16 protein-coding genes and 1 pseudogene are annotated in these 12112 nt (G+C 60.2%); 8 read left to right on the forward strand and 9 right to left on the reverse strand.

Annotated features, from left to right (window positions below):
* Nucleotides 1-514, forward strand: a 514-nt coding sequence (locus AC1D35_RS32510) for an aldo/keto reductase (RefSeq protein WP_477941946.1), incomplete at its 5' end; no start/stop codon positions are given.
* A gap of 188 nt (nucleotides 515-702) precedes the next feature.
* Here the strand turns inward: AC1D35_RS32510 and AC1D35_RS32515 are convergent.
* Complete coding sequence (locus AC1D35_RS32515) at nucleotides 703-1554, reverse strand: LysR family transcriptional regulator (RefSeq protein WP_477941976.1); 852 nt, start codon at nucleotides 1552-1554, stop codon at nucleotides 703-705.
* Nucleotides 1555-1883: 329 nt separating this feature from the next.
* On the opposite strand from AC1D35_RS32515, the gene AC1D35_RS32520 reads away from it, so the two are divergent.
* Nucleotides 1884-3041 carry an epoxide hydrolase family protein gene (locus AC1D35_RS32520; protein ID WP_477941948.1) on the forward strand — a complete coding sequence of 386 codons (1158 nt, stop codon included), beginning with the start codon at nucleotides 1884-1886 and terminating at the stop codon, nucleotides 3039-3041.
* A 426-nt stretch (nucleotides 3042-3467) separates the two neighbouring features.
* Here AC1D35_RS32520 and AC1D35_RS32525 read toward each other — a convergent pair whose 3' ends face one another.
* From AC1D35_RS32525 to AC1D35_RS32540, 4 genes and pseudogenes are all read right to left on the reverse strand, one after another.
* Nucleotides 3468-3761: a type II toxin-antitoxin system RelE/ParE family toxin gene (locus AC1D35_RS32525; RefSeq protein WP_477941950.1), complete on the reverse strand. Its 294-nt coding sequence runs from the start codon at nucleotides 3759-3761 to the stop codon at nucleotides 3468-3470.
* Entirely contained in the window at nucleotides 3758-4066 is a 309-nt protein-coding gene (locus tag AC1D35_RS32530; RefSeq protein ID WP_477941953.1) for a type II toxin-antitoxin system RelB/DinJ family antitoxin, read from the reverse strand. Before AC1D35_RS32530 ends, AC1D35_RS32525 begins: the two co-directional genes overlap by 4 nt.
* Before the next feature lie 406 nt (nucleotides 4067-4472).
* Nucleotides 4473-4810: pseudogene (locus AC1D35_RS32535) on the reverse strand (sulfite exporter TauE/SafE family protein); the annotation flags it as partial.
* A 96-nt stretch (nucleotides 4811-4906) separates the two neighbouring features.
* Nucleotides 4907-5068, reverse strand: a complete 162-nt coding sequence (locus tag AC1D35_RS32540) for a hypothetical protein (protein ID WP_477941956.1) — start codon at nucleotides 5066-5068, stop codon at nucleotides 4907-4909.
* Nucleotides 5069-5212: 144 nt separating this feature from the next.
* On the opposite strand from AC1D35_RS32540, the gene AC1D35_RS32545 reads away from it, so the two are divergent.
* From AC1D35_RS32545 to AC1D35_RS32560, 4 genes are all read left to right on the forward strand, one after another.
* Nucleotides 5213-5467: a type II toxin-antitoxin system Phd/YefM family antitoxin gene (locus AC1D35_RS32545; RefSeq protein ID WP_113297377.1), complete on the forward strand. Its 255-nt coding sequence runs from the start codon at nucleotides 5213-5215 to the stop codon at nucleotides 5465-5467.
* Nucleotides 5467-5874 carry a PIN domain-containing protein gene (locus AC1D35_RS32550; RefSeq protein ID WP_477941958.1) on the forward strand — a complete coding sequence of 136 codons (408 nt, stop codon included), beginning with the start codon at nucleotides 5467-5469 and terminating at the stop codon, nucleotides 5872-5874. Before AC1D35_RS32545 ends, AC1D35_RS32550 begins: the two co-directional genes overlap by 1 nt.
* A 348-nt stretch (nucleotides 5875-6222) precedes the next feature.
* On the forward strand, nucleotides 6223-6465 hold the full coding sequence (locus AC1D35_RS32555) for a type II toxin-antitoxin system Phd/YefM family antitoxin (protein ID WP_113508786.1): 243 nt from the start codon (nucleotides 6223-6225) through the stop codon (nucleotides 6463-6465).
* Complete coding sequence (locus tag AC1D35_RS32560) at nucleotides 6465-6884, forward strand: type II toxin-antitoxin system VapC family toxin (protein ID WP_477941961.1); 420 nt, start codon at nucleotides 6465-6467, stop codon at nucleotides 6882-6884. The genes AC1D35_RS32555 and AC1D35_RS32560 overlap by 1 nt, the downstream gene beginning before the upstream one ends.
* 117 nt (nucleotides 6885-7001) lie before the next feature.
* Here AC1D35_RS32560 and AC1D35_RS32565 read toward each other — a convergent pair whose 3' ends face one another.
* Nucleotides 7002-7985 (reverse strand): aldo/keto reductase, encoded by a 984-nt coding sequence (locus AC1D35_RS32565; RefSeq protein ID WP_477941963.1) that lies wholly within the window; start codon nucleotides 7983-7985, stop codon nucleotides 7002-7004.
* Between the two features lie 70 nt (nucleotides 7986-8055).
* Between AC1D35_RS32565 and AC1D35_RS32570 the strand changes: the two genes are divergently transcribed.
* Nucleotides 8056-8451, forward strand: coding sequence for a MerR family transcriptional regulator (locus AC1D35_RS32570; protein WP_477941965.1), 396 nt, complete (start codon nucleotides 8056-8058; stop codon nucleotides 8449-8451).
* A gap of 213 nt (nucleotides 8452-8664) precedes the next feature.
* Nucleotides 8665-9837, forward strand: a complete 1173-nt coding sequence (locus AC1D35_RS32575; RefSeq protein ID WP_477941968.1) for a site-specific integrase — start codon at nucleotides 8665-8667, stop codon at nucleotides 9835-9837.
* Nucleotides 9838-10133: 296 nt separating this feature from the next.
* Here AC1D35_RS32575 and AC1D35_RS32580 read toward each other — a convergent pair whose 3' ends face one another.
* From AC1D35_RS32580 to AC1D35_RS32590, 3 genes are all read right to left on the reverse strand, one after another.
* The gene (locus AC1D35_RS32580) at nucleotides 10134-10730 is read right to left on the reverse strand and encodes a BA14K family protein (RefSeq protein WP_477941969.1); all 597 of its coding nucleotides are present in this window, start codon (nucleotides 10728-10730) and stop codon (nucleotides 10134-10136) included.
* Nucleotides 10731-10770: 40 nt separating this feature from the next.
* Nucleotides 10771-11169 carry a DUF1236 domain-containing protein gene (locus tag AC1D35_RS32585; RefSeq protein ID WP_477941971.1) on the reverse strand — a complete coding sequence of 133 codons (399 nt, stop codon included), beginning with the start codon at nucleotides 11167-11169 and terminating at the stop codon, nucleotides 10771-10773.
* Nucleotides 11170-11819: 650 nt separating this feature from the next.
* Nucleotides 11820-12068 carry a hypothetical protein gene (locus tag AC1D35_RS32590; RefSeq protein ID WP_477941973.1) on the reverse strand — a complete coding sequence of 83 codons (249 nt, stop codon included), beginning with the start codon at nucleotides 12066-12068 and terminating at the stop codon, nucleotides 11820-11822.
* Between the last annotated feature and the right edge of the window lie 44 nt (nucleotides 12069-12112).

Below are 12112 nucleotides of genomic sequence, written 5' to 3' on the forward strand. Positions count from 1 at the left end.
CCTGGCCCGCTTCGCTTCGCTTCAGGCACATTATACGATCGCCGCACGCGATCTGGAGCGTGAACTGGTGCCGATGATGGAATCCGAAGGCATCGGCCTCATGGTGTGGAGTCCGCTGGCTGGCGGTTTTCTATCAGGCAAATATAGCCGTGACGGTGCTAAGGACGGCGATAACCGCCGCGCCACCTTTGATTTTCCGCCGGTCAATGAGGAGCGCGGCTACAACGTCATTGACGCGATGAAGCCGATCGCTGAAGCCAAGGGCGTCTCGATCGCCCAGATCGCACTCGCCTGGCTTCTCCACCAAAAGGCTGTCACCAGCGTAATCATCGGTGCCAAGAAGCCAGAGCAACTCGATGACAACATCGCCGCGACCAAGGTGGCTCTGACCGACGCTGAACTGAAAACACTCGATGAGGTCAGCAATCTGCCCGCGGAATATCCCGGCTGGGTATTCGAGTTCCAGAGCAAGGTCCGTGGTGACCAGCTCAAGCAGGAACCGCGCGGGGCTTGAGAGCGCCCGCTTCCCGTTAAGGCGGAGACAATCGGCCCGCATCGGCGGGACCTCAGCTAGAGAGTGTTGGAGACCTGAAAACGAGGCAGGCGTGGACGCCTGTGGCCGGGTGGCTTGGGCATAGGGTACCCGCGGGCGAGCCAGTATGGATAGCTCGCACAGAAGGCTGCAATCCTTCGGGGCGAAAGCTATAATGCCCGATCGAGATGCATGACGAGGGCATCGATAAACACCCTTATTTTGGCCGACATACTCTTCCGGGTCGGATAAACGGCATGAATGTCGACGGAAGGACGGCGCCAGGCCGGCAAGAGTTGAACGAGCGAACCCGCAGAAACCCCGGGCGCCGCTAGATAACTGGGCAGGCATCCGATTCCAGCGCCGCCTTCGATTACGACCCTTTGGCCTGCCGCATCCGGGATAACGATCCGACCACTCACCTGAACGATCCGCTCGGCGCCGTCCTTATGGAAAGACCAATCAGACGTGAGCTCGCGCGTCACCACGTCATGATCCACCAGTTCGGAAAGGTCGGTAGGGACGCCGCGCCGCGCGAGATAGTCCGGACTCGCGACCATCCAGAGCTCTATTGAAGGCAGGCGTTTCGCGATCAGCGAAGAATCCTCCATCGGCCCGATCCGAATGACGAGATCGATGCCGTCGCGCACCATGTCGATCACGTGCGGATCGGTCTCAAGCTCGACGCGGAGATGCGGATGCCGCTCGACCAGGACCGGAAGCATGGGCGCGATCAGCTCCTGGGCAAATGCCGGTGTCGTGTTCACCCGGAGCAGGCCCCGCGCGTCGCCGACATTCCCCTCAAGGATGGAGCGAACCTCCTGCAGGTCGTGGACGACACGCTCGGCGTAGGGCCGCAGCAGCACGCCGGCATCCGTCAGCCGAAAGTGCCGGGTTGAGCGCTCGAATAGCGCCACGCCGGCATCTGCTTCGATCCGAGCGAGCGCGCGACTGACGGAGGACTTGGGTTGGCGCAGCGATCGTGCGGACGCCGACAAGCTACCGCTGCGAGATGCAGAAATATTGCCAAGTCATCTTCGGTCATCGTCCCGATTTACGGAACGTCTTGTTGCAAATCAAGCATCTTATTGAAGAGATCGGAACGATCTATCTTGGTTTTCGAGAAAATCAAAGGTGGCCACTCGGTCACGCTCACAAATGAAGCACCCAAGCCAATGAACGAAACCGACCCGCCACCCAAGGTGCCCGAGCCGGGTTACGCCGCGCTCCCCTCACGCCGGTTTGTCATACGGGGGCAGCGGCAATCCTCTCGACAACCACCTTCCTTCCCGGCGCTTTCGCGGCCTCACCACTGCTTCGCGACCACGCGAAAAAAGGATCAGCATCCGTCATGTCCAAAGCTATCGAACCATTCCATCTGTCGGTGCCTCAAGCCGATCTCGACGACCTGCGGACGCGACTGACGCGGACGCGCTGGCCCGATAAGGAACTTGTTGGTGATACCAGCCAAGGCCCGCAGCTTGCCAAGCTCAAGCCCCTGATCGATCACTGGGCCAACGGCTATGACTGGCGGACGTGCGAAGCGCTGCTCAATGGCTGGGGCCAGCACAAAACCGAAATCGACGGGCTTGGAATCCACTTCCTGCACGTCCGGTCGCCCGAACCCGATGCGCTGCCATTGCTAATGCTCCATGGCTGGCCGGGGTCGATCCTCGAGTTTCGCACGCTGATCGGGCCACTCACCAACCCGTCCGCATATGGGGCAGCTAGGTCGAAAGCCTTCCATCTCATGATCCCCTCGATGCCCGGCTACGGTTTCAGCGACAAGCCGACGACGACCGGCTGGGATCTGCCCCGGATCGCGCGCGCCTACGTCGAACTTATGGGCCGGCTCGACTATCACCGTTGGGGTGTTCACGGCGGAGATCTGGGGGCAGCCGTAACCGACGAGATCGCGGCGATGGCGCCCGCGGGCCTCGTCGGAATGCACAGCAACTTCGCGATGTTCATGCCGACACCGGATGAGATGAAGGCCGCAACGCCGGATGAGCAGGAGATGCTCAAGGGAGCCAGCAACTTCTGGGACAATCTGTCGGGCTACGCCAAGGTCCAGGGCACCCGCCCGCAGACGATCGGCTATGCACTGGCGGACTCGCCGGTCGCGCAGGCTGCGTGGATCTACGCGATGTTCCAGGACACGTGCGGCACGCCGGGGAACGCGGAAGCGAGCTTCACGCTCGACGAATTGCTCGACGACATCACGCTCTACTGGCTGACCAATAGCGGCGCATCGTCGGCGCGGCTCTATTGGGAGATGGTCCAGACCAAGTGGTCATCTGCCGCTAAAATCGTGCGGCCGATCACCGTGCCGGCTGGTTTCAGCATGCTCAAGTTTGAAGCCGTCCGCAAATCCCGGCGCTGGATCGAACGCCGCTATACCAATCTCCGGTTCTTCGCCGATCATTCGGAAGGCGGCCACTTCGCGGCTCTGGAACAGCCCACGTCCATGATCGACGACATTCGCGCGACCTTCGACGGTCTGCGGTAAGGAGCGGTGGTGATGTTACCTACCGCCGACCCGATGTTGGCCTATCTGCGGTGGCGTGACTACGCCCCCGCCTACTGGCAGATGGGCATCCTGTGGATCATGCTCCTCGCGACGGCCAAAGAAACAGCTGGCCAGTTCACCTTGATGAGCAGCTCATGGCACAGGGGCCGCAGGCAATCGGCGGCGATTAGGCGCCTATGGCGTAGAATATCGCGCCACAGCGTAGAATCGGCGGGGCTGGCCGCCTTGAACCAACTCGAACCGTCGACCCGTCGCTTTCCGAGCATCAAGCCTTGATTTTCAATACAACTTAGCGACTACGGCTACCCGGCTCGGACCCATTGCGGTCTCGTGGATCCCAACTGTAGCTTTGGGGGTGAAGCCGGTAGTTGTCTCAGACGTAGCGTATGCGCGTAGCGTGGAAACTTAGATGCTGGGCAAAGTGTCGGGCCATTCCTGCGAGCCATGAAGGACGCGTAGGACACGAACTACTGTTTCGGTAACGGCATATGCAGCGATATATGGCGTTCCGTTGATTACCAGTTCGCGAGTCCCCGCAATTCTTCCAACTCGACCGCTTGCTGGAAAATCGACCAAGCGGCGCGTGGCGGCAACGATCCGTTCGTCGATCATGATAGCGGCCGAAGGATTGTCTGCCTCGATATAGGTGAATATGGCGTCGCGATCCGACAGCGCGAACGCAGACCATGTAAGCTTCACGATTTGAGAGCACCCGCTTTGACGCGCGCTGTCGCCCGGCGCTCCGCGAAGTGCGCCTCGACTTCATCATCCGACACGTCCGGCCGAGTGTCGTTCAGTGCTTCGAGCACCTTCGTGCGAAACCAAGCATCGTGAGCCTCGCTTCCCGAAAAAAGTTCAAGAGGCAGCGCACCTTCATTGGCAGTCCGGGTGAGTAGGATGCGGACCGCGTCCGATACCGTCAGGCCCATGTTCTCAAGGACGGCGGAAGCACGATCCCGAACTTCGGCATCAATGCGTGTTTGGACAAGTGCGTTTGCAGCCATTGCTATCTCCAAAATTAATAGCAACGTAATGCATATGAATGACGAAATCAATAGCGGGTTTCAAGTCCGCGAAGGCCCTATTCAGATCATCGACTACGCAATTTTCCTCGTGCGGCATAACGGCAATTTATGGAACTCTCGGATCTTGCGGTTGTTACTTTTCGATCTGGGACCGCCGTTTACGCCGCTGTGAAGTTCCGCGGATACCGCGGTCACCTGTTGCTCGATATCAATCAGGCGTGCCGCGGCGTCAAGGCTCGTGGTCTCTGCCCAAACCGCAGCGCGAATTCATGAGCATCGTTAATCCGCTGGTCTCGATCATCAACGGCGAGCCGTAAGAAAAGCCCTCCCTGAATTCGTCAAGTCTTAGCCGCGCAGTCAGCCATTTGCCGCGGCTGGGCAGAAGTATTCCGGAGGCGTTGCTCAGACATTTGGCCTTGGCCGTGGAGCGCGATCGCTTGTTTACCGCACCTCCGTTAACAAACCAGAGGCCGACAAAAGCCAGAGTGACGACGGCCATCGTTATCGAGATTGCGCGATGGTCGAGGATACGGAACAGGACGTAGCCAAACCCAATGCCCGTCACGAGGCGGCGAGTAGCCCGCATGCCGTGACCGGGTCCATTACCAGGGACAGCAACGGAATCCCGATGATGGAGAAGCCGCCCCCAAATGCTCCCTTCATCATGCAGATCAGGAAAACGCCGGCGAAGGCCACCAGGATTGTCGTCATCGTCAATTCCATGGGATCTGCTTCCTTCCGCATGTTGGAACATGGTGATCTGCCGGCGATCGGCGTCAGCGCAGGGACTTGAGGAACGCCGGCGCCGGATGCGGTCCGCTACCCGCCTTTACTTCCTGACATGACAGACGGCGATATCGATTGGGCCGGTGGTTTCTTCGTGGGTTTGCGCGAGGGAATGATTTCCTCGTCCTGGGCATCTCCAGTGTCGCCGTTGGCGATTTCGCTCATCCGATGTTTGATGGCCAGCGCATAAATCAAGCCCGCCTCCTTCCAGACCGCGCTACCTGCGTATCGAGCGAATAGCCGGGGAGGAGCACCTTTCTCCTCGGTCCCGTCTCCACTTTATTTAGCCATCGAACGCGTCTATATAGCTAGACAGGCTAGCTAACTCGGAGCAGAACCATGGAATGGCAGCTACAGGACGCGAAAAACCAGTTTTCAAAAGTGGTGCAAAAGGCGCGATTTGAAGGTCCGCAGGAAATCACTGTACGTGGAGAAAGAACCGCTGTCGTATTATCCACGCGCGACTATGACGCCTTGCGCGCAGGCCGCCCCACACTCGTCGACGATCTACTCGGCGGTCCGTCTTGGGACGACGAGCTCGTTGATGCGGTCGAGGCGCGCGCCAAGATCCCCAGCCGCGACGTCGCCTTCTGATGTACCTGCTGGACACTAACATTGTCTCAGAAGCGCGACGCGGCACCCCGCAGGCGGTATCCTGGTTGCGATCGGTCGATCCGCTCAGCGTCCACCTAAGCGCCCTGACCCTGGGCGAAATCATGCGTGGCATCGCGCTGAAACAAAAGTCTGACCCGAGGGCCGCCTCTCACCTTACCGAGTGGCTGCGCAAGCTACGCCGGGACCACGGTGATCGTATCCTGCCGGTAACTGACCAGATCGCCGTGGAATGGGGCCGTATCGCAGCGATCCGTCCCCGAGGCGATATTGATGGGCTGCTCGCCGCGACCGCGATCATCCACGACCTGATCCTCGTCACGCGCAACGTCAAGGACTTCGAAGACACCGACGCAACTGTGATCAGTCCCTGGGATATGCCGGCGTAGGGATAGCGTTTATACGATCCAGATCGATGTACACAGCGAACTGCCGCGAGCTTCAACGGGATCACCGCCTGCAGCCCTGATCAGCCGTTGTCGGCCTTGGCGGATGATGCGGTTCAAGTATCGATAGTGATTGCTTTCAGGGCTTTCAACGCAGAGTGCGCGGGCGCGGAACTCGAAGGACAGATGTCTGCTTCAGGCTGGAATCGACGGGAAAGGTCCCACTTGATGGAGGTATTGACGCACTTGGTCTGGTGTTGACCAAGCTGGCAATCGTGCGTTACTTTGGCATCGATATCGAACGCGGCTGTTTCCGCTGCTCCACGACAGCGTATCGCCAGGAGTTTTTTCATGACCGTCAAAGTCAAGGTCGGCGAGGCCAAAACGCATCTTTCCGAGCTGCTCGCAAAGGTCGAGGCAGGTGAGGAAGTGATCATTTCACGCGGCAATACGCCCATTGCAAGATTGTCGCGTATCCGGCGTGAGAACGATATCGATGCCGTCATTGCCGAGATCAAGGCGATGCGCTCGACCCTTCAGCCCACGACGCAAGCCGAGATCCGCGAATGGCGCGACGAGGGCCGGCGGTACTGATGTCCTTCGTCCTCGATGCTTCGATCGCCGCAGCCTGGTTTCTGCCAGACGAGCAGAATGATGCTGCCGACAGGTTGATGTCCGAACTTCGTGCAGGCCCGGCGTTTGTGCCGGCGCTGTTCTGGTTCGAGACCCGAAACCTTTTCCTGATGGCCGAGCGACGCGGTCGGCTTCGACCCGGAGACGCCTCTTTGCTAATGGGTCAGTTGCGCAGGCTGTCATTGGAGGACGCCGGATCGGGAAACGACCCTGCCGTGCTCGACCTTGCGAGGCGTCACATGCTGAGCGCTTATGATGCCAGTTATCTGGATCTGGCAAGGACGGTCGATCTTCCGTTGGCGACAGGCGATCGGAAAGTGGCCGCGGCGGCCCGCAACGAAGGTGTTGTGGTCGTTGGGCCACTTGAGAATGAGCGGTAATCAGCCGTTGTCGGCCTTGGGGCTAATGCGGAACAAGTATCGTTAGTGATGGCTTTCGGCGCATGCGGGCATACAACTCGAGTGGGATACGCGGCCATGGGCCGCGCATCGATCCACTCAGACCGCGATACCTTGCACGGCCGCGGCAAGTGGCTCCAGCATGCGGATCTCCTCCGCTGTCAGGACGATGGAGACCGCAGCAACATTTTCTTCCAGCCGGGTGGACCTGCGCGTTCCAGGGATTGGTACCGTCTTTGCGTTCAGGCTTTGGGATTGAGCATAGAGCCAAGCCAGGGCAAGTTGCGCCGATGTCACGCCTTTGGCGGATGCAATCTCCTCGATCTTGGCGACGAGACGCAGGTTGGCGTCGCGGTTTTCCGCGGAGAAGCGAGGGAAATGCTTACGGGCATCGTCGCTGGTCAGCCCGCCGAGGAATCCCCGGCCCGTCAGCATGCCGCGGCCGAGCGGTGAATAGGGCACGATGGTCACGCCGAGCTCGGCTACAGCCGGCACGACCTCTTTCTCAATTTCGCGGGTGAAGACAGACCATTCCGATTGCAGGACGGCGATCGGGTGGACGGCGCAGGCGGCGCGTAGTTCCTCGGCGCTGACGGCGGAGAGGCCGAGCCACTTCACCTTGCCCGCGGTCACCAGATCAGCCATCGCGCCGATGGATTCCTCCAACGGCGTAACGCCATCCCGGCGATGCATGTAATAGAGGTCGATGACCTCGACCCCGAGGCGTTTTAGGGAGCGATCGACGGCGGCCCTGATGAACTCGGGGCGGTTGTCGATGCTCCAATCATTGGGGTTTTCAGGGGTGCGCATGTAGCCGAACTTCGTGGCGATGATGACACTGTCCCTATGCGCGGCAATGAAGGGCGCGAGGAATTCTTCGTTCGCGCCGACGCCGTACATGTCTGCCGTGTCGAACATCGTCACGCCAAGGTCCAACGCCCGTTCGAGCGTGGCGCGGGTTTCGGCTTCGTCCGTCTCGCCGTAGAACTCGCTCATGCCCATGCAGCCCAGCCCCTGGGCACCGATCATCGGGCCGTTCCGGCCAAGCTGAACCTGCGGCATGGGGGTAATTTCGCTTGTCATTTTGGGTCTCCACCTTCTAACAAGCACCTCTTATAAGTATGGAGTATAGTCCAGGGTCAAGGGATGTATGATGCTGATTTCGGAATTTGCCAGAGCCACCGATCTACCGGTCGATACGATCCGTTTCTACATTTCCAAAGGGCTGCTGAAACCCGAGCGCAGCGCCAAGGGCGGCTCCAACCCCTACCAGATGTTCCGTACTGAGGATGTGACGGCAGCGCGCATGATCCGTCTGCAGCAGACGCTGGGCTATTCGCTCGGTGAAATCCTGGCGCTGAACGAGGAATATCGCGCCGGCGAACATTCGCCCGAGGGCACGATCTTGGTGTTGCAATCGCAGATCGCCAAGCTGGAAGAGCGCAAGGCCGCGCTGGATGCGGCCCTGTCTTTCCTGCGTGGCAAGGTGGACTGGATTAAGGCAGGCAAACCCGATGTTGCGCCGCGCCTTGAAGACTATCAATGCTGAGCGGTGCGCAGCACCGGCTCATATCCGAGCTCCCGCCGCACGTTGCCGATATTGAACGAGACCTCGACAGCCGCAGGCGTAGAGGCACCGGCAAGAGCCAAAATCGGTTATCCTAAATTCGCATATCGAGTATAACAACCGAGGGATCAGCGGTGATGGATTTAGGGCTCCAAAATCGATAAAGTCGAGCAAATCACAGCGCCTGAGCAACTTATGCCAAAGCCGAAAAAACTGCCCTCCCCCGCCGATCCGGTGCTACAGCGCGCCGAGGCGCTGGATGCTCTCGACGCCATCCTGCCCTTTACCCGCCGCGACCAACTGGCCATGCTGCTGACCGACGAGGATGTCGCCACACTCAAACACCTAGCGAAGGAAGGCATGGGCGCCAACACGCTGCGTGCCCTTGCTTCCGATCTCGGATATCTCGAAGCCTGGTGCGAGCTTTCCACCGGCGCTCCCCTTCCATGGCCGGCGCCCGATGCGCTTTTGCTGAAGTTCGTCGCTCATCACCTTTGGGACCCGGTCGCACGCGCCGACGATCCCAATCACGGAATGCCTGAAGCCATCGAGGTAGGATTGCGCACCCAACGGCTGCTACGCGCCGACGGCCCGCATGCACCCGATACGGTGCGGCGGCGGCTAACCTCCTGGTCGATCCTGACGCGTTGGCGTGGCCTGACCGGATTCTTTGGTTCTCCCTCCCTGAAAGCCGCATTGCGGCTCGCTGTGCGGGCCAGTGGACGAACGAGGCAGCGCAAGAGCAAGAGAGCGGTCACCGGCGATGTGCTGGGAAAACTGCTGTCCACCTGTGCGGATGACCGCCTCGTCGATCTGCGCGATCGCGCCCTATTGCTGACAGCCTTTGCGTCGGGCGGACGCCGGCGTTCAGAGATTGCCAGCCTTCGCGTCGAGGACCTTGTCGACGATGAACCAGTCCATGCCGATCCAAGAAACCCCACCTCCCCTCTCCTTCCCTGTCTCACCATCGACCTTGGTCGCACCAAGACCACGGCGGCCGAAGACAGGGCGCATGCTATCTTGATCGGCCGGCCGGTCGACGCCCTGAAGCGATGGATCGTGGAAGCGAAGATTGAGGCCGGCCCGATTTTCCGTCGCATCGACCAATGGGGCAATATCGACCGGCGAGCTCTGACGCCTCAGTCCGTCAATCTGATCCTGAAAGCGCGCTGCAGCCAGGCTGGCCTGGATCCGGAGATGTTTTCAGCGCACGGGCTGCGGTCCGGTTATCTGACGGAGGCGGCCAATCGCGGCGTCCCCCTTCAGGAGGCCATGCAGCAATCCCTGCACAAATCGGTCGCCCAGGCGGCAAGCTATTACAACAATGCGGAGAGAAAGAACGGGCGTGCTGCGCGCCTTGTCATATAGCAAACCTGCTGTACGGCCGCGTCAGGCTGACGCGTCCTGGCGCGCCATTCCGGCTCGCTCTTTGCAAAAAAGCCTCGGCTCCGGCTCTGATTTCATGGCCTGAAACGCGCCCAGATCGCCGCCGAGCGCTCCGCACTTGCCGCCACGATTGGCGAAGGATTCTTCGGCCGAGGCTCTATCGAGATGCATTTGGCGGTTTGGGGACCGTGGCCTTAATGAGGAAACGACAGAAACGACGGCTCCCCGAGCACGGAGCGGCTGTGTCATCATCGCGCTCGGCCGCCGGGCATGCTGCTTCAATAGGCGGCCGAGGCTACGACCTGACGAGCCGGAGGGACACAGGCTCTGCGGGGGCCATCATAGGGCTGGTAGCTGTTGTCCTGTGCGCGATAGGACTGGTACCGGGCCGCGCATGCCGCCGCTGCGGCACCGTCTGCTGCCCCGACTTCCTCTAGCCTCGGAGCCGATACGGCCGTCGTCACAGACGCGGTAAACGGCGAGGTGCAGGCTTTTGTCTGTCCGCTATAGGCCCGGTAGCTGTTGGTGGCGGGATCAAACGATCGGTAATGGTCTGCGCACCATTCGAGGTGCTCGGCCGACAGCTGTGGCATCGGCGGCTCCGGTTCCGGTGGCACATCCGCCTGGATACGAGCTGTGATCGCGGGCTTCGGCGCGTCGGTGACATAGCTGGAAAAAGCTGCGGGGACGCGCTCGTAATTCTGACTGGCAACGTCGACGCGTACGGGTTTCGTCGTCCAGAGATCTGGTGACGAGAGGCTCCCGACCGTGCGGGTCTCGGGATCGGCCAGCACAACGGAGGCGACTGAGCCGGCAGCAATGCACACGCCGATAGAACTAGCTATACCGAACGCAAGGGAAGCGACGGCCTTCATGATCCCATATCCCTACTTGTTTCGAAGATGACCGATCTGGTCAGTTGATGACCTGGATGACCTTGCGGGAAGACGGTTCCACGATGACGCGCTCGTCGTTCACGATCGCATAGGCATAATTCGGGTTCTCCGGAACCGGCGTCACGACTACCGTTTGCGGCAGTGGCTGGCCGACGACCACCTTCTCCTCGATGATGACGCGGGTCGACGGAGCCGGGGCTTCCTGGACATAGGTGACGACCTTCTGCGGCGGCGGATCAATTGCTGCGCCGACGATTGCGCCAGTCACACCGCCGACTGCCGCACCGACCAGACCGCCGACAATCGCGCCGGTGACGGCCCCGCCTGCAGCCCCATTGACGGTGGACGACTGGGCGAAAGCTGCGCCCGACATCAGGGCTGCCGAAACGAGTGCTCCTGCGACGATTCTGTGAAACATTTCATCCTCCTTTGTGATGCGRCCAACCGACCGCAGCCAAAGAACGGTCGATTATGCACTCTGTTCCACGCATCGGACTTTGGTCCGGGGGCAGGATTTCTGAACGATCCAACTCAAGGTTCCCCAAACCAGCGATTCCAGCGCCCCATTGAAGCCTTGGACCAATCAGCGATCATAACGGAGTCGCTCCAAGGGCCTGCATAGTGCCGAATGCCGCCCTGGTGGCATAGCGGCAACCCCCAAACGTCTCGTATATGTGCGCGCATTTGCAGCCTGGCTGCTCGTGCCTCAACAGCCCGTACGCGCCGGACTGCGCGATGTAACGTCGGTCGCTGAGCACCGCGAAACGCCATGCTTTGAAGCTGCAGTCGACCTGCGAAAGTCCGGTATCGCGCATCCATTGCAACTGGTTTTCAACCGAGGAGCAACGATCGTGGGACATGCGCTCGTGGGGCTGGTTTCTGCCAGACGAGCAGAATGACGCTGCCGGTTGGGCCACTCGCGGATGACCGGTAATCAGGCGTTGTTGGCTTGGGGCTGATCTGGCGATCGGTGTCCGCGATCGCTTCGGATAACGGCATCCAGGTCGGTGTCAGTTGCAGCTTACGCATCCACCCGAGCATAGGAACTGGCTACACACCCGCTGCGCCCTACTCGTTTTCATCTGCCAAGGAGAGTACGTCGCGCCACCGTTTCGGATATCCTGCAACGATAAGATGATGCATGCCGGATATGATAAGCCGTTTAGAGAGCACATCGGGATCGAAAGCAGCGATTTGCGTTTCGCGAGCATAGTGCCGGAGCGTATAGGTGCACATTTCCTCCCAGCTGCGGCGCGCACCCACGGGCTCGTCGGCTAGATGCGGGCGGTATCGATCAATCAGTTCATCCAGCGTCAATGTGGCCTCCCACCTCCGGCAGCGTCAAGGCAGCGATCCATCTG

The sequence above is a fragment of the Rhizobium sp. P1_E6 genome (assembly GCF_056405875.1).

What these genes read in the sequence shown, in the direction of transcription:
- AC1D35_RS32520 (WP_477941948.1), top strand. Translation starts at nt 1,884, where the DNA reads ATGTCCAAAGCTATCGAACCATTCCATCTGTCGGTGCCTCAAGCCGAT.
- AC1D35_RS32530 (WP_477941953.1), bottom strand. Translation starts at nt 4,066, where the DNA reads ATGGCTGCAAACGCACTTGTCCAAACACGCATTGATGCCGAAGTTCGG.
- AC1D35_RS32545 (WP_113297377.1), top strand. Translation starts at nt 5,213, where the DNA reads ATGGAATGGCAGCTACAGGACGCGAAAAACCAGTTTTCAAAAGTGGTG.
- AC1D35_RS32550 (WP_477941958.1), top strand. Translation starts at nt 5,467, where the DNA reads ATGTACCTGCTGGACACTAACATTGTCTCAGAAGCGCGACGCGGCACC.
- AC1D35_RS32555 (WP_113508786.1), top strand. Translation starts at nt 6,223, where the DNA reads ATGACCGTCAAAGTCAAGGTCGGCGAGGCCAAAACGCATCTTTCCGAG.
- AC1D35_RS32560 (WP_477941961.1), top strand. Translation starts at nt 6,465, where the DNA reads ATGTCCTTCGTCCTCGATGCTTCGATCGCCGCAGCCTGGTTTCTGCCA.
- AC1D35_RS32565 (WP_477941963.1), bottom strand. Translation starts at nt 7,985, where the DNA reads ATGACAAGCGAAATTACCCCCATGCCGCAGGTTCAGCTTGGCCGGAAC.
- AC1D35_RS32570 (WP_477941965.1), top strand. Translation starts at nt 8,056, where the DNA reads ATGCTGATTTCGGAATTTGCCAGAGCCACCGATCTACCGGTCGATACG.
- AC1D35_RS32575 (WP_477941968.1), top strand. Translation starts at nt 8,665, where the DNA reads ATGCCAAAGCCGAAAAAACTGCCCTCCCCCGCCGATCCGGTGCTACAG.
- AC1D35_RS32580 (WP_477941969.1), bottom strand. Translation starts at nt 10,730, where the DNA reads ATGAAGGCCGTCGCTTCCCTTGCGTTCGGTATAGCTAGTTCTATCGGC.
- AC1D35_RS32585 (WP_477941971.1), bottom strand. Translation starts at nt 11,169, where the DNA reads ATGTTTCACAGAATCGTCGCAGGAGCACTCGTTTCGGCAGCCCTGATG.